21 protein-coding genes are annotated in these 21693 nt (G+C 48.0%); 10 read left to right on the top strand and 11 right to left on the bottom strand.

Annotated features, from left to right (window positions below):
* Positions 1–99: 99 nt before the first annotated feature.
* Positions 100–456 carry a DMT family protein gene (locus tag EOE67_RS16550; RefSeq protein ID WP_206099641.1) on the top strand — a complete coding sequence of 119 codons (357 nt, stop codon included), beginning with the start codon at positions 100–102 and terminating at the stop codon, positions 454–456.
* Positions 457–465: 9 nt separating this feature from the next.
* Here the strand turns inward: EOE67_RS16550 and djlA are convergent, their stop codons facing one another.
* The 3 genes from djlA to EOE67_RS16535 are packed head-to-tail and all read right to left on the bottom strand — an operon-like array spanning position 466 to position 2970.
* Complete coding sequence (gene djlA, locus EOE67_RS16545) at positions 466–1266, bottom strand: co-chaperone DjlA (RefSeq protein ID WP_127700445.1); 801 nt, start codon at positions 1264–1266, stop codon at positions 466–468.
* Entirely contained in the window at positions 1256–1969 is a 714-nt protein-coding gene (murU, locus tag EOE67_RS16540) for an N-acetylmuramate alpha-1-phosphate uridylyltransferase MurU (RefSeq protein ID WP_127700444.1), read from the bottom strand. The genes djlA and murU overlap by 11 nt, the downstream gene beginning before the upstream one ends.
* Positions 1957–2970, bottom strand: a complete 1014-nt coding sequence (locus tag EOE67_RS16535) for an aminoglycoside phosphotransferase family protein (protein WP_240652847.1) — start codon at positions 2968–2970, stop codon at positions 1957–1959. Before EOE67_RS16535 ends, murU begins: the two co-directional genes overlap by 13 nt.
* 129 nt (positions 2971–3099) lie before the next feature.
* Here EOE67_RS16535 and EOE67_RS16530 point away from each other — a divergent pair, with 129 nt between their 5' ends.
* The 7 genes from EOE67_RS16530 to EOE67_RS16500 all read left to right on the top strand — a co-directional run bounded on the left by EOE67_RS16530 (position 3100) and on the right by EOE67_RS16500 (position 11827).
* Complete coding sequence (locus EOE67_RS16530) at positions 3100–5433, top strand: LPS-assembly protein LptD (protein WP_127700443.1); 2334 nt, start codon at positions 3100–3102, stop codon at positions 5431–5433.
* An 11-nt stretch (positions 5434–5444) separates the two neighbouring features.
* Positions 5445–6737: a peptidylprolyl isomerase SurA gene (gene surA, locus EOE67_RS16525; protein WP_127700442.1), complete on the top strand. Its 1293-nt coding sequence runs from the start codon at positions 5445–5447 to the stop codon at positions 6735–6737.
* Complete coding sequence (pdxA, locus tag EOE67_RS16520) at positions 6734–7732, top strand: 4-hydroxythreonine-4-phosphate dehydrogenase PdxA (RefSeq protein WP_127700441.1); 999 nt, start codon at positions 6734–6736, stop codon at positions 7730–7732. The genes surA and pdxA overlap by 4 nt, the downstream gene beginning before the upstream one ends.
* The gene (rsmA, locus tag EOE67_RS16515) at positions 7722–8537 is read left to right on the top strand and encodes a 16S rRNA (adenine(1518)-N(6)/adenine(1519)-N(6))-dimethyltransferase RsmA (protein ID WP_127700440.1); all 816 of its coding nucleotides are present in this window, start codon (positions 7722–7724) and stop codon (positions 8535–8537) included. The genes pdxA and rsmA overlap by 11 nt, the downstream gene beginning before the upstream one ends.
* A complete protein-coding gene (apaG, locus tag EOE67_RS16510; RefSeq protein WP_127700439.1) occupies positions 8534–8911 on the top strand; it encodes a Co2+/Mg2+ efflux protein ApaG in 378 nt (125 codons plus the stop codon). The genes rsmA and apaG overlap by 4 nt, the downstream gene beginning before the upstream one ends.
* A 1-nt stretch (position 8912) precedes the next feature.
* Positions 8913–9725, top strand: coding sequence for a symmetrical bis(5'-nucleosyl)-tetraphosphatase (locus EOE67_RS16505; RefSeq protein WP_127700438.1), 813 nt, complete (start codon positions 8913–8915; stop codon positions 9723–9725).
* An 89-nt stretch (positions 9726–9814) separates the two neighbouring features.
* The gene (locus EOE67_RS16500; protein WP_127700437.1) at positions 9815–11827 is read left to right on the top strand and encodes a methyl-accepting chemotaxis protein; all 2013 of its coding nucleotides are present in this window, start codon (positions 9815–9817) and stop codon (positions 11825–11827) included.
* A gap of 233 nt (positions 11828–12060) precedes the next feature.
* On the opposite strand, the gene EOE67_RS16495 is transcribed toward EOE67_RS16500, so the two are convergent.
* The 5 genes from EOE67_RS16495 to rplU form a co-directional block, all read right to left on the bottom strand.
* Positions 12061–12438, bottom strand: a complete 378-nt coding sequence (locus tag EOE67_RS16495) for a DUF3718 domain-containing protein (RefSeq protein WP_127700436.1) — start codon at positions 12436–12438, stop codon at positions 12061–12063.
* An 85-nt stretch (positions 12439–12523) separates the two neighbouring features.
* Positions 12524–13009, bottom strand: coding sequence for a type 3 dihydrofolate reductase (gene folA, locus EOE67_RS16490; protein WP_127700435.1), 486 nt, complete (start codon positions 13007–13009; stop codon positions 12524–12526).
* Between the two features lie 9 nt (positions 13010–13018).
* Positions 13019–14176 carry an Obg family GTPase CgtA gene (gene cgtA, locus EOE67_RS16485; protein ID WP_127700434.1) on the bottom strand — a complete coding sequence of 386 codons (1158 nt, stop codon included), beginning with the start codon at positions 14174–14176 and terminating at the stop codon, positions 13019–13021.
* A gap of 447 nt (positions 14177–14623) precedes the next feature.
* Positions 14624–14881 (bottom strand): 50S ribosomal protein L27, encoded by a 258-nt coding sequence (gene rpmA, locus EOE67_RS16480; RefSeq protein WP_068062017.1) that lies wholly within the window; start codon positions 14879–14881, stop codon positions 14624–14626.
* A gap of 18 nt (positions 14882–14899) precedes the next feature.
* On the bottom strand, positions 14900–15208 hold the full coding sequence (rplU, locus tag EOE67_RS16475; protein WP_068062020.1) for a 50S ribosomal protein L21: 309 nt from the start codon (positions 15206–15208) through the stop codon (positions 14900–14902).
* A 205-nt stretch (positions 15209–15413) separates the two neighbouring features.
* Here rplU and ispB point away from each other — a divergent pair, with 205 nt between their 5' ends.
* Positions 15414–16385, top strand: a complete 972-nt coding sequence (gene ispB / locus EOE67_RS16470; RefSeq protein WP_127700433.1) for an octaprenyl diphosphate synthase — start codon at positions 15414–15416, stop codon at positions 16383–16385.
* A 95-nt stretch (positions 16386–16480) separates the two neighbouring features.
* Here the strand turns inward: ispB and mdh are convergent, their stop codons facing one another.
* Positions 16481–17419, bottom strand: coding sequence for a malate dehydrogenase (gene mdh, locus EOE67_RS16465; RefSeq protein ID WP_127700432.1), 939 nt, complete (start codon positions 17417–17419; stop codon positions 16481–16483).
* Between the two features lie 187 nt (positions 17420–17606).
* Here mdh and argR point away from each other — a divergent pair, with 187 nt between their 5' ends.
* Positions 17607–18074, top strand: coding sequence for a transcriptional regulator ArgR (gene argR / locus EOE67_RS16460; RefSeq protein WP_068063020.1), 468 nt, complete (start codon positions 17607–17609; stop codon positions 18072–18074).
* Between the two features lie 45 nt (positions 18075–18119).
* Here the strand turns inward: argR and EOE67_RS16455 are convergent, their stop codons facing one another.
* Positions 18120–19046: a Dyp-type peroxidase gene (locus EOE67_RS16455; protein ID WP_127700431.1), complete on the bottom strand. Its 927-nt coding sequence runs from the start codon at positions 19044–19046 to the stop codon at positions 18120–18122.
* A gap of 1370 nt (positions 19047–20416) precedes the next feature.
* Positions 20417–21688 (bottom strand): ammonium transporter, encoded by a 1272-nt coding sequence (locus tag EOE67_RS16450; protein ID WP_127700430.1) that lies wholly within the window; start codon positions 21686–21688, stop codon positions 20417–20419.
* Between the last annotated feature and the right edge of the window lie 5 nt (positions 21689–21693).

Below are 21693 nucleotides of genomic sequence, written 5' to 3'. Positions count from 1 at the left end.
CATAGCCCGGCAATTTTTTAACTACCCACATTGCGGGATATCCGGCGCAAAAATACCGATTTTCAGTAATAATACGAGTTCGCATTGATGGAGAAAATGATGCCGCAACTTAGCCCGACGCTGACGACTATCCTGCTGTTATTACTCAGTAATATTTTTATGACTTTCGCCTGGTATGGCCACCTGAAACATTTAAAAGGTTCAGCGGTGTTCGTCGCCATTATGGTGTCGTGGGGCATCGCGTTTTTTGAATATATGCTGATGGTGCCGGCCAATCGTATCGGCGCGACGGTCTTTTCATTAGCGCAACTGAAAATTTTGCAGGAAGTGATCACGCTGAGCGTGTTTATTCCATTTGCGGTGTTGTATATGAAAGAGCCCTTTAAACTCAATTACGTCTATGCCGGAATGTGTTTATTGGGCGCGGTGTATTTTATGTTTTATCACAAAAGCTAAAAGATTGACTTAATCTTGGCGATGCTGGCATAGCAGCTCGTAAGCAGCCTGAATATCCTGGGTTTTCCGCTTGGCCAGTTCCATCATTTCTTTGGGTAAACCTTGTGACATCAGTTTATCCGGATGATGCTGTGCCATTTGTTTTTTATAAGCTTTTTTCAGTTCAGCCTTGGAGCAATCCGCTTTGACGCCCAGCAACTGATAAGCATCCTGCACCGTGGCACTTTTTGGTTTTTGCTGCGGTGGCCGGTTGGCAAACCGTGCTTCGGCTTCAAATCGACCCAGCAAATACTGCAAGCGGGTGGCTGAAATCGACAAAGCTGCCGCCACTTGCTGCAGCAAAGTCAGTTCGACGCTACTTAATTTGGCATCAACATAAGCCACGCTGATCTGAATTTCCAGAAACATCTGCAGTAAATCCGGACGCCAGCGATAACGCTGTTTGACCTGCGCCAGTTGCTGTTGCAGTGGAAAGTCGGCGGCTTTACCTTCACGAAACGCCCGCTGTGCTTCCTGTTGCTGCGTCGCATCAAGCCCCAACTGCTGCATAAACGTCGTGGCTTTATCGATGTGTGCTGTGGTGACCACACCATCGGCTTTGGCCAAATGTCCCATCACGGCAAAGGTGCTGTACATAAACAGCCCTTCAGCATCGTCTTGGTCGCGTTTTAATGCACCAAAACCACCGGCACCTTCAAACGACGACCTCAAACTGCGGTCAAACCAGTGACCAATCAGCAACCCCAGAAAAAAACCGGGCCATTTAAACAGCGCCATGCCAAACAAAGCGCCCAGAATTTTACCCCACATGATGGTTCCTTAACTGCATTTCTTGATGTGCTGCAAACGTGGAATCCGCTTGTTGTAAACGTTCCGGGGTACCGATATCGGCCCAATAACCGCTAAAAAGCTCGCCGCTGACCTGTTGCTGCATCATCGCCTGGCGCAAAAACGGCGCCAATTTTTGCGCCCCTTCGGGAACATCTTTAAAAAAATCAGGATGATATAACGCAATTCCACTAAAAGTGAATTGTTCGTCACCGCTCGAACAAAGCCAGGGTGATGTCGGCGCAAAAGCGAAATCGCCCTTGGGGTGTTGTGACGGATTAGGCACCAGCACCAAATGCGCCAATGCGCTTTGCGGTAAACCTTGTGCAATCAACGCCGCCGGTTGCAATGTGCTTAACACGTCGCCGTTTATCACCAGAAAGGGCTCAGTCCCGAGCATGGGGAGCGCCTTTTTGATGCCACCGGCCGTTTCCAAGCCGGTCGCGCCTTCAGCTGAGTAGTGCAGACGCACCCCAAACTGACGGCCATCCCCCAGCTGCTGCTCAATCAAATGGCCAAGCCAGGCATGGTTTATCACAATATCCAGCACACCAGCAGCGGCCAGCGCTTCAATGTGATGCACAATCAGCGGCTTACCGGCAACAGTTAACAACGGCTTGGGCAAATGATCGGTCAGCGGTCGCATCCGCTCACCGCGGCCTGCGGCTAGAATCATTGCCCGCATGCGATCACCTCCAACAAACGCGGCTGAATTTTCTGCTGCAATAACTGGCAAAACGCCTGACATTCTGGGTATTGCACCGCCGCATCAATGACATAATCTAATACCCGTGGCAAATCGGCCAGATAACCGGCTTTGCCGTCCCGGTGATACAACCTGCTGAAAATGCCACAAACTTTGATATGGCGCTGCAACCCCATCAGGTCAAAACTTTTGGCAAAACGTTCGCGGGTCCATGATGCATCCAATACAGCGCTTTGCTGCAATTGCCGGAAAAACTCATCGCGTTGCTGGACGACAAACTCATCTGGCCAGCGTTTGTAACAATCTTTAAGTAGCGACACCGCGTCATAGCTGACTGGGCCGATCACAATATCCTGGAAATCAATGACCGCCAGTTGCTGGTTTGCGAGTACCATCAGATTACGGGCATGATAGTCACGATGCATCCCGGCCTGCGGTTGTTCCAACGCAGCGTCAGCAAGAACATCAAACAACGTTGCCAACATCGCTAATTCGTCATTGGATAGCTCAAGTGACAGATGGACTTTGACAAACCAGTCGATAAATAACTGCATTTCCCGCAGTAAAAACGCCCGGTCAAACAACGGCAGCGGCCCTTGAGAGGTGCTGGTGATAGTGCGGATCTTCACCAGTTCAGCCAATGCCTGCGGATACCAGTGGTCTGCAGTTTCAGAACTCAATAAATCCAGCAGCAATTGATCGCCCAGATCTTCGAGTAATAACAAGCCGGCGGCCAAATCCTGCTGCAGGATCAACGGTACCCGCAGTCCACTAGCCAGAAATGCCTGCTGCACCGCCACAAAACGCTGGCCATCTTCCAGCATGGGTGGCGAGTCCATCAGGACATAGTTTTTTCCCTGATAATGGACGCGGAAATAACGACGGAAACTGGCGTCACCACTGATGGCGGACAGTTGATAAGGATGCTCTGGCCACACAGTGGATAAAAAACTACAAATAAGGGTCAACCGATCTGGCACTTTTGGCTCCGGTGTAGTCAAAGGCTGCACTATATCTGATTAGCAACGCACAGAAAATTGCTTTATCATGAGCATCCTGCTGTTTTTGCGGTCGGCTTAAGCAACATGCATCAATTCTGAGACTGCTGGATGAAACGAACTTTATTAAATCAATGGCTGTTGTTGGCGTTCGCTAGCACCTCCCCTGCAATATGGGCTGACGGCACCTCGCAGGTTGAAAGCACTCAGCAGGTTGAAGACGCTCTACGGGTTGAAGACTCTGCACCTTTGCAGCTGTGTTATCCCAAAGCCGACATTCCCGCCATTATGGCTACGCTGGATAAAAACGACGACCAGCTGCGCATTGATTCCAAGAACGCAGAACTAATCGACAACCAAACCGCTGAATTTACGGGTCCGTTGCAACTCACTTATCGTGACACTTTACTAACGGCGCCAATGGCCCGCGTCAGCAAAATTGACCAAAGTATGTTTGCCGATGGCGGTATCAGTTATTACAGCTCAGCGCTGAAAGTCAGCAGCAGCTCGTTCAGCGCCAACCTTGCTGAAAATAAAGTGACCATGCGCGACGCCGAATACCGCTTTGTCAGTCAGGCGGGCCGTGGGTACGCCAGCGAGATGTCAGCGTCCGATCAAGGCGTGGTGTTAAATCAGGCGACTTTCAGTACTTGCCCGGAAGGCGATAACGGCTGGGCACTGGCCGCTGACAAAATCAGCATCAACGCCGAAGATGGCTGGGGTGAAGCCTGGGGCTCGGTGGTTAAAATTAAAGATATTCCGGTGTTGTATTTGCCTTACATGACCTACCCGGTCAACGACAAACGCAAAACCGGGGTGTTATTCCCAAAAATCGGTAGCTCGCAAAAACTGGGGCTCGATGTTGAAGTTCCTTATTATCTGAACCTTGCCGACAACTATGACGCCACGCTGACACCGCGTTACATGAGCCAGCGCGGCACGCAGCTGAAATCGGAATTCCGTTATTTAACCAGCCAGCACCAGGGCAGCCTGTATTTAGAATATCTGAATAAAGATCAAGACAAAGCGGCAGATTTTGGCAAAAGATATTTGTCGCATATCAGCCATGTCGCCGACTTTAACGACCGTTGGCGTGCGACAGTCGACTTTACCGATATCAGCGATGACAGTTACCTGACTGAACTGGGTTCCGACATCAACAATCAAAGTGACACCCAACTCTATCGCCAGGCAACGTTGAGTTACTATGGAGATTACGTTCGTTCTGACTTGCAAATGCAAGGGTTTGAAATTCTTGGTAATTATTCAGAAGCTTATGCAGCTTTACCGCAATTGAATTTAAGCTCCAGCAAGCCGCTTGAGTTAGGCGGCGGTTTGCAATTTTTGTGGTCTGGACAATATGCACACTTCAACAACGATAGTCAGCTGGTAAAAGCCGCCGATCGTTTACACCTCGAACCAACGCTCAGGTTGCCTTACAACACTGCGGCACTGGAGCTGTTGTTTGAAGGCAGTTTGCTGCAAACCTATTATCAGCAAGACCTGCAACTTCCCTCAGCCGTGTTGGATAAATCGATACAACGTAGCATGCCCAAGCTTAGCATGAACGGCAAACTGAACTTCGAGCGAGACACCAGCTGGTTTGGCGCCAATTCACTGCAAACGCTGGAACCACAAATTCAATATTTGTATATCCCATACCGGGATCAGCGCAATATTGGTTTGTTTGATACCGCCCGGTTGCAGGACGATTATTACGGTTTATTCCGGCAAAATCGTTACTCGGGTCTTGATCGGATCAACGATACTAACCAGCTGACACTTGGTTGGACCACCCGCGTCTACGACCAGCGGGACACTGAGCGTTTTCGCTTCAGTATGGGCCAAATCCTATTTTTAGATGAAGCCAAAACCGAATTTGAAATTGCGCCCGGTCAAGCACCTGCTATCGCGGCCACCGAGTCGATTTTCGCCGCTGAAACCCTGCTGCACTGGCAACAACGCTGGTTCCTAAACGGTGGTGTACAGTATGATTCTGAAACCAAACGCATGGTTAAAAGCAGCGTGTCACTCGATTACCGGGCCGATGATAAAAAAATATTTCAATTGAACCATCGTTACAGCCGGGATGTCTCAAGCAACGAAATCGCTCAGCTTGGCGCTTTGGGTACCCTGCCCATCGCCGATAAATGGCAAGCTGTTGCCAGTTATTACCGCGATATCAACAATCATCGGATGATTGAAGCCAACGTCGGTTTTCAATATGAATCTTGTTGCTGGGCGATTCGTCTGGTCGCCAGACGGCAAATCGAAACCAATCTTGACCTGGCGATCGATAATTTCGCACATCCGGTCAAACTAGACAGCGGCATTGCGCTGCGATTTGTGTTAAAAGGTTTTGGTGATTCAGCCGGGTTTGATGTGTCGGATATGTTATCCAGTGGTATTTTTGGCTACCGCCGCCCTTATTTATTAAATAATTAATGTGGAATTTTATGAAGTTACAAAAGTTGATTGCTGTTGCCGTAACGACCTGCTTCGTACTGGGCTCACAGGCTGCTGAAACGAAAGTGGATGCGGTCGCTGCTGTTGTCAACAACGGCGTGGTGCTTGAAAGTGAAGTAAACGAGATGGTGCAACGGGTAAAAACCAATGCCAGCCGTCAAAATCAGACGCTACCTTCGGATCGCGCACTGCGCACTCAGGCGATGGAGCGACTGATTTTGAACAGCCTGCAAATGCAAATGGCAAAGCGGATGGGTTTACAAATTACCGACCCGCAACTTGATGAAACGATTGAAAATATTGCCCGCGAGCAGAAAATGACGCTGGAGCAATTCCGCAGTCAGGTGGTCCAGGAAGAAGGTAGTTACGAAGTTTTCCGCGAAAGATTACGCGAAGAAATCACCACCGGCGAAGTACTGCGTGCCAATGTGCAACGGCGGATTTATGTCAGCCCACAGGAAATCGACACCGTCACCAAACTGATGGAGCAGCAAGGCGCCAGTAACGAAGAATATAATATCGGCCATATTCTGGTGGCATTGCCAAGCCAGCCAGATGCCGCTCAAATGAAAGACGCTGAAGTTAAAGCCAATAAAATCATTGAGTTGTTACGTAGTGGCAGCGACTTCAAAAAAATTGCTATTGCATCGTCTTCCGCTGAAACAGCGCTCGAAGGCGGCGACATGGGTTGGCTCAATATCAACGAAATGCCGACTTTGTTTGCTGACCAAATCCGCGGTAAAAAGAAAACTGACATGATTGGGCCGCTGCGTTCAGGTGCTGGTTTTCACATTCTGACCATTTTTGATATCCGCGGCGCTAACGTTGTTGAATTTGAAGAAGTAAATGCCCGTCACGTGCTGATTAAACCTTCAATTATCGTCAGCGAAGAAAAAGCCAAAAATACCCTGGCTAACTTCGTCAAAGAATACAAAGCCGGCAAAGGTGATTTTGCAGCATTCGCCCGTGAGCACTCGGAAGACCCGGGTTCAAAATTAAAAGGCGGTGAACTGGGCTGGGCTGATCCGGGAAAATATGTTCCGGCGTTCCGCGACACCCTTGCTAACATGAAAAAAGGCGAAATCAGCGAGCCATTCCGCTCAGATTTCGGCTGGCATATCATTGAGTTGCATGACCGTCGCACCGTAGATGCCACCGCCGAGAAAAAGCGTGAGCAAGTCACCCGACTGATTTACAACCGCCGTTATAATGAAGAATCCAGTAACTTCCTGCGCGAATTACGTGACCAGGCCTTTATTGAAATTCTGGCTGAGACTGAATGACCCTACGAATTGGCGTCACGCCCGGTGAACCGGCAGGTATAGGTCCGGACCTCATTATTCAACTGGCGCAGCAAAGCTGGCCAGTTGAACTGGTGGTGTGCGCCGATCCGGAAGTGCTACAACAACGGGCAGCCTTGTTGCAGCTGCCGTTGACGTTATTGCCCTATCAACCGGAGCGTCCGGCGACACCACAAGCCGCCGGTACACTGACCATAGCACCATTTCTAGTCGCGCAGCCGGTAGTCCCGGGTGTGCTGAACGAAAACAATGGCCGTTACGTGGTCGATACCCTGACTTTTGCCGGAGAAAAATCAATCTCCGGCGAATTTGCTGCCATCGTCACAGGCCCGGTACACAAGGGTATTATTAATAAATCCGGTATTCCATTTAGCGGCCATACTGAATTTTTCGCCCATCAGTCCAATACACCTTATGTGGTGATGATGCTCGCCACCGAAGGGTTGCGCGTGGCGTTGGCGACAACACATATTCCGCTGGCTTATGTGGCCAAAGCCATTACCCGCGAACGCCTGACTCAGGTGCTGCGGATTTTGCAGCAGGATTTACAGCAAAAATTTGCCATCCCGAATCCGCGGATTTATGTCTGTGGGTTAAACCCACATGCCGGCGAAGATGGTCATTTAGGCCGGGAAGAAATCGATGTGATGATCCCGACTTTAAACGACCTGCGCGCAGAAGGTATGGATTTAATAGGACCGTTGCCAGCGGATACTTTATTCCAACCCAAATATCTCGACAACGCTGATGCAGTATTAGCGATGTATCACGATCAGGGATTACCCGTGCTGAAACACAAAGGATTTGGCCGTTCGGTCAATATCAGCCTGGGTTTACCGCTGATCCGCACTTCCGTCGACCATGGCACAGCGATTGATTTAGCAGGCACCGGCACCGCCGATGCCGGCAGCTTTCAGCATGCTTTGGATCAGGCGATTTTTTTAGCGACTCAATCGAATTCACGCAATGACAGATAAAGTACATATGGGCCATACCGCCCGCAAAAGATTTGGCCAGAACTTCCTGCACGACCCGGTAGTTATTGAACGTATTGTTAAAGCCATAGCGCCAAAACCAGGTGAACATCTGGTTGAAATTGGTCCTGGCCTTGGCGCTTTAACCGAGCCGGTGGTGGAGCGCAGTGGTCATCTAACCGTGGTCGAACTGGACCGGGATTTGGCGCAGCGCTTGCGCGAGCATCCGACACTTGCCGACAAGCTGACCATCCATCAGGGGGATGCGATGAAATTTGATTTCAGCACCCTGGTACCCGCTGGTGGCAAGCTGAAAATTTTTGGTAATTTGCCGTACAACATTTCAACGCCGTTGCTGTTTCATCTGTTTGAATTTACTGAACATATTGAAAACATGCATTTTATGCTGCAAAAAGAAGTGGTTGAACGCATGACAGCTGGTCATGGCTCTAAAACTTATGGCCGTCTCAGCGTGATGACACAGTTTTTTTGCCACGCCATGCCGGTGGTTGAAGTGGGTCCTGGCGCCTTTAAGCCGGCGCCAAAGGTCCATTCTGCGGTGGTGCGGCTGATCCCGAAAGCCGACAGCGAACGTGATGGCGTGCCGGTCACAGTGCTCAACCGCGTGTGTCTGGAAGCGTTTAATCAACGCCGCAAAACCTTGCGCAATTGTTTTAGTAATTTTGCCACCGCTGAGCAAATTGAAGGCCTTGGGATCGATCCATCACTTCGCCCGGAACAACTACCGGTCAGCGAATTTATCCGGATCGCCAAGTGGTTATCACAACAGCCGGAAAGCAAGCTATGAGCGCTCAGTTTGCCATTCCAATAGAGGTCGAGACTTTTTACGTTGAGAATCAGTCAGACGCAGCTGCCGAACGTTTTGTGTTTGCTTATACCATTACTATCCGCAATCAAAGCGAACAAAAAGTAAAATTACTGCGTCGTTATTGGTCCATTACTGACGCCAATGGTAAGCACAGTGAAGTCTATGGCGATGGCGTCATTGGTGAACAACCAGAGCTCCCGCCGGGAACAAGCTACACCTACACCAGCGGCGCTGTGCTGGAAACTCCGGTCGGCACCATGCAAGGTCATTATGAAATGACTGCCGCTAGTGGCGAGAGCTTTCATGCGCAAATACCGGTGTTTCGTCTGGCCATTCCAAATATTCTGAACTGATATGGCCAGGTATGTGATTGGCGATGTTCAGGGCTGTTTTGATCAACTGCTGGCGCTGTTACAGTCCATCGACTTTAACAGCGACCGCGATCAGCTATGGTTCTGCGGTGATTTGATTGCCCGGGGTCCAAAATCCCTCGAATGTCTGCGCTTCGTAAAAGCTTTGGCTGACAATGCCATCACCGTGCTTGGCAATCATGATCTGAACTTTCTGGCTTCATTGTATGGTTTTGGCAAAATCTCTGCCGCTGACCAACTGGCGTCTTTGCAACAAGCACCGGATAAACAACAACTGGCCGACTGGCTGCTGCAACAACCGCTACTTCACTTCGAACCAGCACAAAACTTACTGTTGGTCCACGCTGGACTTGCCCCGGAATGGGATCTGCCAACGGCACTGGCGGCCAGTCAACAAGTCGCGGCGGCGCTACAACAGCAACCGGAATTTGTGTTTAGCCAGATGTATGGCAATACACCGACCTTGTGGTCTGACGCCACAACCATGGCTGAGAAGCTGCGTTTTAGCATTAACAGCCTCACCCGCATGCGCTATTGTTATGCTGATGGTCGGCTGGAGCTGAAAGAAAAAGGTGAAATTTCGGCCAATCCCGATTTAAAACCCTGGTTTGAGTTCTGGCGGGAGCGTCAGCATCCGGAAGTTTTTTTCGGTCACTGGGCTGCTTTACAAGGTCAATGCACTGTACAAAGGATCCATGCACTGGATACAGGATGCGTCTGGGGAAATTCTTTAACAGCCTATTGTATTGAAACGCAACGGCGTTATAGTGTCACAGGATACAAAAAACAACTATAATACGATCGTTTTTTGACTGCATAATTGGTCGTCAGGCCGAACCGCACGCACAATCGAGCGACTAATTACAAACCCTTTGGGAGTTCCACATGAAGTTAACTGTAGCAATGCGAATTGTAGGTGGTTTTAGCGCTATTTTAATATTGTTACTGTTTTTGGGCGGCACGTCTTACTACAGTCTGAGCGAGATCAGCGATTCCACCAATCAGGTGAACAGCATCTCCATTCCAGCCCTCGAAAATAGCGCCACGCTGCAAAGTGAATTTGTCAAAATGAGCAAAGTCAGTTTGCAGGCTTTCTACAGTGAAGAAGTGAAAGACGTGGTTAAGCTCGAAGGTGAGTTTAACAACGAAAAATCCCAGTACGACACTGCAGCAAAAGCCCTGCAAGAGGTCGTCGCTGCCGAGCCAGCCCTCGCGGCAAGCTTTAAACAGCTTTCTTCAGAATATGACGAGTTCAGCACCGGTAGTAATGCCTTGTTTGCCGACTTGAAAAAAAGTCTGACCCTGCGCGACCAGATGAACAGCAAGTTGTCAGATTTAGAAGGCAGCTCAGATGATGCAGCTTCCCTCATCCTCGATTTTTCTGACGTTCGCGACGTTAGCCGCCGTTTCCCAAAATCCACTGAAGCCGCCACCGAAATGGAAACCAGTATGAATGCACTGGTGAGTACCGTAGTTGACTTAACACGGACCAACGCGCAGGCAACAGCGGATACCTTAAGCAACGAAGTTAAAAATCGTTTAAGTGATATAGTCGCAAAAATGGCCATCATCGCCGCCGAAACTGGTGATAGTGTGGAGATGGTGACAGATTTAAATGACAAAATTAATGAAATTAACGAGTTAATTGGTGGTGCACAAGGTATTTTAACCTTAAAGCAACAACGTTTAACGGCTCAGGCTACCGCAACGAAGTTACTTGCTGCCACCGAACAACAAACTACAGCAGCCGTTGACGCCTTAGCACAGTTGCTGGCAAAAGTGCGTACAGCAGCCGGTGAAATCCAACAAGAAGCTGAGTCTAGCGTCAGTTCAGCGGTCGTGACCATTTTTGTCGTGGTCCTGGTATCAATCGCCATTGCTATCGGGATTGCGATGCAAACTGTTCGCAGCATCACCACCCCACTGGCTAAAGTGAATGAAATTTTAGGCGTTGTCGCTTCAGGTGATTTAACCAAACGCTTAGACGACACCGCCAGCGATGAATTCGGTGAACTGGCGCGCAACTGTAACCAGGTGATTGGCAACCTGCGTCAGTTGATCCAAGGCATTATTTCACGTTCTACGCAGCTTGCTGCAGCTTCAGAGCAAACCTCGGCCATTACCGTTCAATCGACGCAGGCGATCCGTGAACAGAAGTCACAAGTGACACAAGCCGCCACTGCCACGACAGAAATGAGCAGCACTTCACAAGGCGTGATGCAAAGTTCAAGCGATGCACTGGCCGAAATTAAACATGCTGACAGCGAAGCAGAACGTGTCAAAGGTATTTCCAATACCAACAAACAAACCATTCTGCAGCTGTCACAGGAAGTTGAACAAGCTTCTAAAGTTATCAATAAACTGCATCAGGACAGCGCGTCTATCGGCAGCATCCTCGATGTTATCCGCGGTATTGCTGAGCAAACTAACTTATTGGCATTAAACGCGGCGATTGAAGCGGCTCGTGCCGGTGAGCAAGGTCGTGGTTTTGCAGTCGTTGCTGACGAAGTTCGTTCACTAGCCAGCAAAACACAGTCATCGACTCAGGAAATTCAGGCGATGATTCAGGTGCTGCAATCTGGTGCCCATGCCGCCGTAGAAGCAATGAATAAAGGGAAACGTCAGGCAGAAAACTGCGTGGCGCAAACTGAAATTGCCGATCAGGCGCTGGATTCCATCACTCATGCGGTGCACTTAGCACACGATATGAGCGAGCAAATTTCTCACGCTGCCCGTGAGCAAAATCAGGTTTCACATGAGATCAGTAAACTGCTGGAATCGATTGTAAACATCGCTGAAGAAACCGCTTCTGGTGCTGAGCAAACTTCGGATTCAAGCCATGAAGTCGCTCGTTTGGCTGAAGAGTTACGCCAATCGGTTGATCAGTTTAAGGTCTAATCTGAGCTTTTTGATAAAAAACACCGCAATGCGGTGTTTTTTTTGCCTCAAAGAAACTGGAATTTTAGAAACCAGAAATCATCATGCCCGCCTTCCCTAGACATCGTCGAAAAAACGCTGCTGCCGTGATGCTCCGACTAAGGGAAGATCTAATGCCAATCGGCGTAAAAAAACCGCATCGCTGCGGTTATTTTTTATCTTGGTCGGTTTTTTGTCGATATCGTGGCAACTTCCTAGTCACCACCGCCTGCACGTTCTTTTAACACTGCAATCAACGCAGAACCTGCATGATTCGCTTCTGCCCACGCGATATCGCCTGAAGAGCTAATTTGTGCCGCGGGTAACTGCTTAATAATAAACTCACCGGCACCAGCAGCATTGCTGACAACTGCAAAACGCACGAGAGGATGACCATCGCACATCACGCCATCATAGATATTACGCAGACGTAGGCGGTTATCACTGAGTAATTTTCGGAAACGGTTTTTATCATCTGCTTTAACATAGTCACACATCGACGCAGCCAACTGTTGATCAGCATGCGCTACAGGAGATACCACGAACAGACCAGTTAACAGCGAACTGCATAACATCGCTGGTAATACTTTCATAGACGACCTCTCAAACAGTTAGGATCCAGACCGAACTAATAGTAGCAACATGTTATACGCTGTGCAATCAACCAACACGACAGCTTTACTTTTCAAGTAAAACAAAACGATATGAATGAGGGTTTTTGTGATCCGCGGCAAATTCGGCGCTACTTATTTGCTGCCAATTGCCATCAGTTTGATAGTCTGGAAAATAAGCATCGCCTTCGGTGTCGAGATCGATGTGGGTGAGATAGAGCCGATCAGCTCGCGGCAGCAGTTGCTTATACAAATCTGCACCGCCAATGATCATCACTTCCGCTTGATCTGCAACCAGCGCAAGCGCTTCGTCAATCGAATGAACCCAGTCTGCAGCAAGTTGTTGTGGTGCTGGCTGTCGGCTAATAATGATATTACGACGGCCAGGCAATAAGCGGCCAATCGAGTCATAGGTCTTGCGACCCATAATGACCGGCTTGCCCAGCGTCACTTGCTTAAAATGTGCAAGATCAGCTGGCATATGCCATGGCATTTGATTATTCAGGCCAATCACATTTTGATTGGCCATCGCAGCGACTAACGCAATCTTCATCGAACGTCCTTATCGCTGATAAATGACTTCTACATCGTAATCGTCTTCATCAAAATCATCATCATCGTCCAAATCGTCAGATAAATCCATGGCTTGTTCATGATAGTCATCCCATTTGAACTGCACCGGATCCAACAACTGCTCCGTGACCACTTCTTTTGGCAGCACATCTAAATACTGCTGAATTTCGCGACACATCTGCTCAGTGTTGGTGCGTGAAGCAGCCGATACGGTATAAACCGGGCCGTCCCAGCCAATAGCTTCAATCACGCGTTGTTTAATTTCATCGAGTTCGTCTTCCAGCACTAAATCGATTTTATTAAACACTAACCAACGTGGTTTATGCGCAAGTTTGTCACTATATTTCGCCAGTTCCTGAATAATCACCTGGGCGTTTTCAGCCGGATCAGAACCATCTGCTGGCAATACATCAACCATGTGCAGTAATAAGCCACAACGTTCCAAATGCTTTAAGAACTGGATACCTAAACCGGCACCTTCAGAAGCCCCTTCAATTAAGCCAGGGATATCTGCAATCACAAATGACTTGGCGCTTTCGGTACGGACCACACCTAAATTAGGCACTAATGTGGTGAATGGATAGTCGGCAACTTTTGGCTTCGCCGATGACACTGCGCGGATAAAAGTCGATTTACCGGCGTTTGGTAAACCCAACATGCCAACATCAGCGAGTAATAACAACTCAAGCCGTAAGTTACGCACTTCGCCAGGGGTACCGTTGGTTTTTTTCCGCGGTGTACGGTTGGTGCTACTGGCAAAACGGGCATTACCTAAACCATGCCAGCCGCCTTTTGCCGCCATCAGTTTTTGACCATTTTGGGTCAAATCACCTAAAACTTCATTGGTATCAATGTCGACTGCGCGAGTACCAACAGGAACACGCAGCACCATATCTTCACCACGTCTACCGGTGCAGTTGGTACTCATGCCATTTTGGCCGCCTTGAGCGATATGAATTTTCTCGAATTGAAAGTCAACCAAGGTATTCAGGTTTGTATCAGCCTGCAGATAAACATCGCCGCCGTCACCGCCATCGCCACCGTTAGGGCCACCTTTGGAGACAAATTTTTCCCGGCGGAAACTAATTATGCCATTACCACCGTCACCGGCTTCGACGCGGATTTCCGCTTCATCAACAAATTTCATCTGACCTATCCTGCTATTTTGCTTGCGGATATTATAAACCCAAGCATGACTTTCGGCGAAAAAACAATCACTCCAGTCGGTATTGCTGTCGTTTAAGCAATTTAAACGGCTGCAGTAGCAACAAATATGAATTAGTTTTTCAATACAACTACTGACGTAGCGTGGGAATAATCTTTACTCGCTATTTTACCGGAAAGGCTTATACCCGTCATCCTTGAAGATGCGGGGTTGTTGCCTTCGCTCGTTCGCTGAAGCGTCAGTCCGACCCAGTCACATAGAACAGCTATGCTCCGGGTCGGACTGACGTTCCAGTCTCACTCACGCGTCGCCTACCCGCATCCTCAATGATTTTGGGTATACACATTCCCACGGTACTAAATAGCATCAATCTCTTGTACATAAAAAAAGCCCCGCACTCAGGCGGGGCTTTTTCAAAAAGCTTTCCGATTATTCGCTAACGATGCTGACGAATTTACGGTTATGTTCGCCTTTTACTTCAAACTGAACTTTACCGTCAGTTAAAGCAAACAGGGTATGGTCTTTACCGATACCAACGTTGGTGCCAGCGTGGAATTTAGTACCACGTTGACGCACGATGATGTTACCAGCTAAAACTGATTCGCCACCGAAGCGCTTAACACCTAAGCGTTTCGCTTCTGAATCACGACCATTACGTGTACTACCTACACCTTTTTTACTTGCCATGAGTCGTTACTCCTGAAATTAAGCGCTGATGCCAGTAATTTTCACTTCAGTAAACCACTGACGATGGCCAGCTTGTTTACGAGAGTGCTTACGACGACGGAATTTAACGATTTTAACTTTATCGCCACGGTCATGATTGACCACTTCCGCAGTAACTTTACTGCCTTCAACTAAAGGAGTACCGATTTTGACTTCTTCACCATTTACAACCATCAGAGCAGCAAATTCAACAATTGCGCCCTTTTCTAAGTCCAGTTTTTCTAGACGAAGGGTTTGGCCTTCAGTCACACGGTGCTGTTTACCACCACTTTGGAAAACCGCGTACATAGTTAACTCCGTACAGATCACGCCAGCCACATAAGGGGCGTGTTAATTACATTCACAGGGCGCGAATTGTACGCAATTTCCCCTACCCTCGCAAGCATAATTCTGAAAAAGATCAGCACTTCACAAAATGCTGTAGTTTTAGTTTTGCCGATCTGGCTCTTGGTGTAGAATCAAGCCACTTTAACCGTTGGTGCAGTTATTCAGAATGACGCTCGATGAAATCAAGCTGTTAAGCCAAGACGACATGGCAGCAGTCAACCAGCACATCTTCTCTCAGCTCAGTTCAGATGTCGCTTTAATCAATCAACTTGGTATTTATATCGTCAATAGTGGTGGCAAAAGACTTCGCCCGTTATTGGCGGTTTTGGCTGCGCGTGCATTGGGCTATCAAGGCCAGCAACATGTCACGCTCGCCACTATTATCGAATTCATTCACACCGCAACCTTATTGCATGACGACGTTGTCGACGAATCGATGCTGCGAAGAGGCAAAGAAACTGCGAATGCGGTCTTTGGCAATCAGGCCAGTGTGTTGGTGGGTGACTTCCTTTATACCCGTTCATTTCAGCTGATGGTGTCACTTGGCCGAATGCAGGTGATGGAAATTCTGGCAGATGCGACCAATATTATCGCTGAAGGCGAAGTATTGCAGTTGATGAACGTGAATGACCCGGACACCACAGAAGAAAGTTACATGCAGGTCATTTACTGCAAAACGGCAAAACTGTTTGAAGCAGCGACCCAACTTGCCGCGGTCCTGTCCGATCAGGACGAAAGCGTTACCAAAGCCATGCAAAATTACGGCATGCACTTAGGAACTGCCTTTCAACTGATCGATGATGTGCTTGATTACCAGGCCGATGTTGACGAGCTCGGTAAGAATATCGGTGACGATCTCGCTGAAGGTAAACCGACTTTACCGCTGATCTATGCGTTAAAGCACGGAAATCCACAGCAACAAGCCTTAATCCGTGAAGCCATCATCGAAAGCAACGGTTTGAGCAAACTTGATGAAATCATGGCAACTCTTGCAGAAACAGCAGCTTTTGAATACACCCGCAATATCGCTGAACAAGAAGCGCAGAAGGCTCGTGATTGCATCGCTTTTTTAGCTGAATCGCCTTATAAACAAGCCTTACTGGCATTGGCCGATATGGCGGTAGAGCGCAATCATTAAACTTGGAACAGTACTGTAACTATTTGTTTTTTAGCAATTTAATATAAACCCCATAAAAAAAGCCAGCATCAGCTGGCTTTTTTCATTCAATAACTTCAGGCTTTATTAACGAACTCTTCGCCTAAAGTGATATCTGCTTTTAAAGTTGGCAGCATATCGTTCATGGCTTGTTGCTCATAAGCACTTAAAGTACCGATCGACAATAAAGCTTCAACGCCGTTTTTGCCTAAGGTAATTGGTTGTGCGAAGAAACGTGCGTGCTCGCCGTTTCCTTCAACGTAGGCGTATTCAGTTACAGATTCGCCTTGCAAGCCTTTGACTAAAGACATACAAAAACGTGCTGCAGCCTGACCCATCGACAATGTGGCTGATCCGCCACCGGCTTTGGCTTCCACAACTTCAGTACCGGCATTCTGGATACGGTAGGTCAGGGATGACACTTCTTCTGCTGTGAAGCTAACACCAGCGATTTGCGACAACAGCGGCAGAATCGTGGTGCCGCTATGGCCACCGATCACCGGAACCGTCAACTCAGCAGGGTTTTTGCCTTTTAATTCACCAACAAAAGTTTCAGCACGGATCACGTCTAATGTCGTCACACCAAACAGGCGTTTTGCATCATAAGTACCGGCTTTTTTGAATACTTCAGCCGCGATAGCAACTGTCGTATTGACTGGGTTGGTGATGATGCCAACCAGCGCTTTTGGACATTGTTGCACAATGGCTTCTGCCAGTGTTTTTACAACACCAGCGTTGATGTTGAACAGATCAGAACGATCCATGCCAGGTTTGCGTGGCATACCCGCTGGGATCATCACAATATCAGCACCGGCCAGCGCCGTGTTTAAATCTTCTTTACCATGGCCGGTCACTTTGACGGCCGTTGGGATATGGCTTAAATCTACCGCAACGCCCGGAGTTACCGGAGCTAAGTCATACAACGCTAAATCCGTGCCGGCAGGCAGGTTTAACTTCAGTAATAAAGATAAGGCCTGACCGATACCACCAGCAGCACCTAATACGGCAACTTTCATGCTATTCTCCCAATTTACGGTTCATTAAAAAACGCGCCAACAATACTGAAATCACGGGCAAATTACAAATGACTTACGCCTAAAGTCTAAGCATTTTAGCGCATTTAACCCGATTTTACTGCCATGTCCGGCTAGCTGTGTTAACTTTGCTGCAATTGGCCGGTTAATTTGATAAGAACGATAGATGATGACCAAACAATCAAAACAAGAAGCACTGATTTCCGCTTTTAAATCCTTATTAAAAGAAGAGCGTTTTGGCTCGCAAAGTGACATCGTCGAAGCATTAAAAGCCGATGGGTTCGACAATGTCAGTCAGTCAAAAGTCTCGCGGATGCTCAGCAAATACGGTGCAGTGCGCACTCGAAATGCCCGCCAGGAAATGGTTTATTGTTTACCGCCGGAATTAGGGGTTCCAACGACCAAGAGCCCGCTGCGCCAGTTGGTGTTAGATATTGAACATAATGATGTGATGATCATCATCAGAACCAGTCCGGGCGCGGCGCAGTTGATTGCACGATTATTAGATTCTGTTGGAAAAGCGGAAGGTGTACTTGGCACTATCGCCGGTGATGACACTATTTTTATCGCACCGACCAGCGTCAAAAACATTAATTTTACGCTGAAAAAAGTGACTGAATTGTTCGAAAAGGTCTGATTGACGATTAAAGAGCCAGCACACTGCGGGCGAAAAAGCAGCCAGCTATAACCCAGCTTGTTGCTCCATAAAACTGACTGATGGCGCAAAAAACGCAGCGCCGCAGTCAGCCTGAATAAAATCCAGCAACAAATCATAATTTTGCCGACCTGGCTGTCCCATTCTGCTCTTTAACCACCGCAGGTATGCCTTAGCATCTGCCGAAAAACCAAGATTCAACATGCCTTGCACTTTTAACTGTCCATAAGGCATATTTTGAAATAACAAGGGCAAAGGCTGCCCTTCTACTGATACACAACTCGCTTTTACTTCGTGACTATTATCATCAAGTTGCGCCAAAGCCAGGCGCTGACCATCGATTTTTCGACGCCCCATAATGGCTTCTTGTTGTTGCTGAGTCAGCTGCTGCCAGCGGTTCATATCCAACCGGTACCGCTGAAAATGCAGATAACTGCCACCGGCGAATACCGCATCATTTTGTTCTGAAATGAGTGCGATCTCGCGTTTACGACGTCCTTTGGGTGCATCGGGCTGGTCAATAAAACCGGTTAAATCCCGACCATCCATGTACCTGAACGCATGAATTTGTTCTGCTAGTTCAACATGTTGATTGAGCAGTTGAAAACATTGTTGTGCAGCAAGATGGAGTACATCGTAGCGATCGGCGCGAATTTGCAGCAGCAAATCAAAGGGCAGCGCTGGCATATCAAGGTCGTCAACCGACAGCGGCAACCATGGCTGCAAATCTTTAGGCCTTTGATTAACATACAATGTATCCCAAAAACCAACCCCGATAGCCACCACTGCGGATAAGTTAGATTCCGAAAATTGGTCGGATAGTCTTTGCACCAGTGCCGGCAACCTTGCAAGCTGCAGACGAATGGCGGCTTGATGCCCATCCATTGCATTCATCAGCAATACCATGCCGTGTAAGTTTGCTTCGGCACAAATGCCCAACTGTTCGCGTGCCATCGTGGTTTCAGGTCCAGAATTCAGTGTTAAATGAACGGCCGACAGGATAATAGGTTCACTAAAAGATTACCATCCTTTGCAGCTGGGGGCAGATAAACGGACATATCTGCCATCAGCGTGTGAGATATATCTCACATATCAGTAAGACATGGCAGTTTTTTCTCACAAAAAAATTTCACAACACATCATAACCAACTGTTTATTAAAATAATTTAATATTTCCCCCGTCATTTCAATTCAATGACAACTGCTATGTTCACTGGTAGGCGCCGCATTTTTAAGTAAATTCAACGCATACTATGTTCATCGGATTGAGAATAAGTTTTGCAGATAATCGATGCGAAGATAGATTCAGGAAGTTCAGGACGAGCTCTGATTTCAGGATGAGATCAGTAGGGAAATGGACGCTTAAGGATAAGCTTGAAATCAGGACGATTTCAACAAGGATGTAAGACAGCTCTGGACGAGCTTTGAAATCAGGACGATTTCAGCAAGGATGTAAGACAGCTCAGGACGAGCTTTGAAATCAGGACGATTTCAGCAAGGACGTAGGACAGCTCAGGACGAGTTTTGAAATCAGGATGATTTCAGCAAGGATGTAGGACAGCTCAGGACGAGCTTTGAAATCTGGATGATTTCAGCAAGGATGTAGGACTGCTCAGGACGAGCTTTGAAATCAGGATGATTTCAATAGGGACAGTGGACAGCTCAGGACGAGCTTTCGTTTGACTCTGTGGTGGCAGTGTTTTACGTAGCATGGATGTTAAAACCTTCACAGCGCGATCGACTCCGCAAGGAGCAGGGACGAAAGGCCCGCAAGGGTGACAATACGGATATTGTAAAAGTTTTAATGGTAGCCGCACTTTTTAGTGCGGCTTTCCTTTTTGTGGTGCTTCACCTTTTACACCAAGCCACCATTCACCTCACCAATTCACCAATTCACCAATTCACCAATTCACCAATTCACCAATTCACCAATTCACCAATTCACCAATTCACCAATTCACCAAAAATAACTTAGCGCGCAACCGTTAGCAGAAGGCTATTGCAATTGAATGACAGATGACGGCAGACGGATGAAAGATTTTCACTTATGCATTTTTGCTCTTTTCGCCGAATAAATGTACTGCTACATTAGGGGCGTCCAAATAATGAGCAGAAGCAGCGTTTGAACGAGCAATAGTTCAATACACGAGCTGAACCAAATAAAAAACCCCGTTAGTATTTACCAACGGGGCTGTCTGATAAAAGACAAAGGACAAGGATAGACGACTTAGTGGGTCAAGTTTGTTTGCAGGGTTAACCTCTAGGGCTAGCTGTTAACTCTGCAAACCGCTCCCGACAGATCCCCACCGAACCTGCCAGACTGCTTACTTCGACGATGCAACAAACTCAGGATAGGCTTCGATGCCACATTCTGAACGGTCTACACCATCATATTCTTCCTGCTCCGTCACACGGATCCCAACAACTAACTTCAGCACATACCAAACCAGCAGACTGGTGGCAAATACCCAGAAGAAAATCGTTGCCGCACCCACTAATTGACCGGTGAACGAAGCTGATTCTTTAGTCACAGGGACAATCATTAAGCCAAACAAACCCACCACACCGTGTACAGAAATGGCACCAACCGGGTCGTCAATTTTCAGTTTATCCAGGCCGATGATTGAACACACCACCAACACACCACCCACAGCACCAAATACAGTCGCTAACAATGGCGTTGGTGTTGAAGGTTCAGCCGTGATAGCGACCAGACCTGCTAATGCACCGTTTAATACCATGGTTAAATCGGCTTTACGGAACAACAGCATCGACATGCAAAGTGCTGCTAAAGCGCCACCCACTGCAGCCATGTTGGTGTTCACGAAGACCATCGCCACGCCATGCGCATTACCGATATCACCTAGCTTTAACATGGAGCCACCGTTAAAACCGAACCAGCCCAACCACAGAATCAAGGTGCCTAAGGTAGCCATTGGCATATTTGCGCCTGGGAAAGCATGTGCTTTGCCGTCTTTACCATATTTACCTTTACGAGCGCCTAACAACAGCACGCCTGCCAACGCTGCAGCGCCGCCCGCCAGATGCACAATGCCTGAGCCGGCAAAGTCAGAGAAGCCAAAATCCGCTAAGGTGTACAAACCAAACACCGCCTGGCCGCCCCAGGTCCATGAACCTTCCATCGGATAGATAAAACCAGTCATTACCACCGCAAAGGCAAAGAAAGCCCAGAGTTTCATCCGCTCGGCAACAGCACCCGAAACAATCGACATCGCCGTGGCGACAAACACCACCTGGAAGAAGAAATCAGAGGCTTTCGAGTAAATCGCTTTACCGGTAAAACCGTTTTCGCGTTCAGCAAAACCGGCTAAGGTTGCATCAACATCAATGGCTTCGATACCGGTTAAAAAGAAACCGCCGCCGTACATAAACTGATATCCACAGACCAGATACATCAGACAGGCAATGGCGTACAACGCAAAGTTTTTAGTCAGAATTTCGGTGGTATTTTTAGAGCGAACCAGACCGCCTTCCAGCATGGCGAAACCAGCAGCCATCCACATCACTAAAGCGCCACACACCAAAAAATAGAAGGTGTCCATGGCATACTGTAAATGGAAAATTTGTTCTTGCATAAACT

Origin of the sequence: Rheinheimera riviphila (genome assembly GCF_004005945.1) — a bacterium.
Taxonomy (GTDB): Bacteria; Pseudomonadota; Gammaproteobacteria; order Enterobacterales; family Alteromonadaceae; genus Pararheinheimera; species Pararheinheimera riviphila.
Note: the sequence above shows the minus strand (reverse complement) of the source record. Positions and strands in the feature narration are given on the sequence as shown.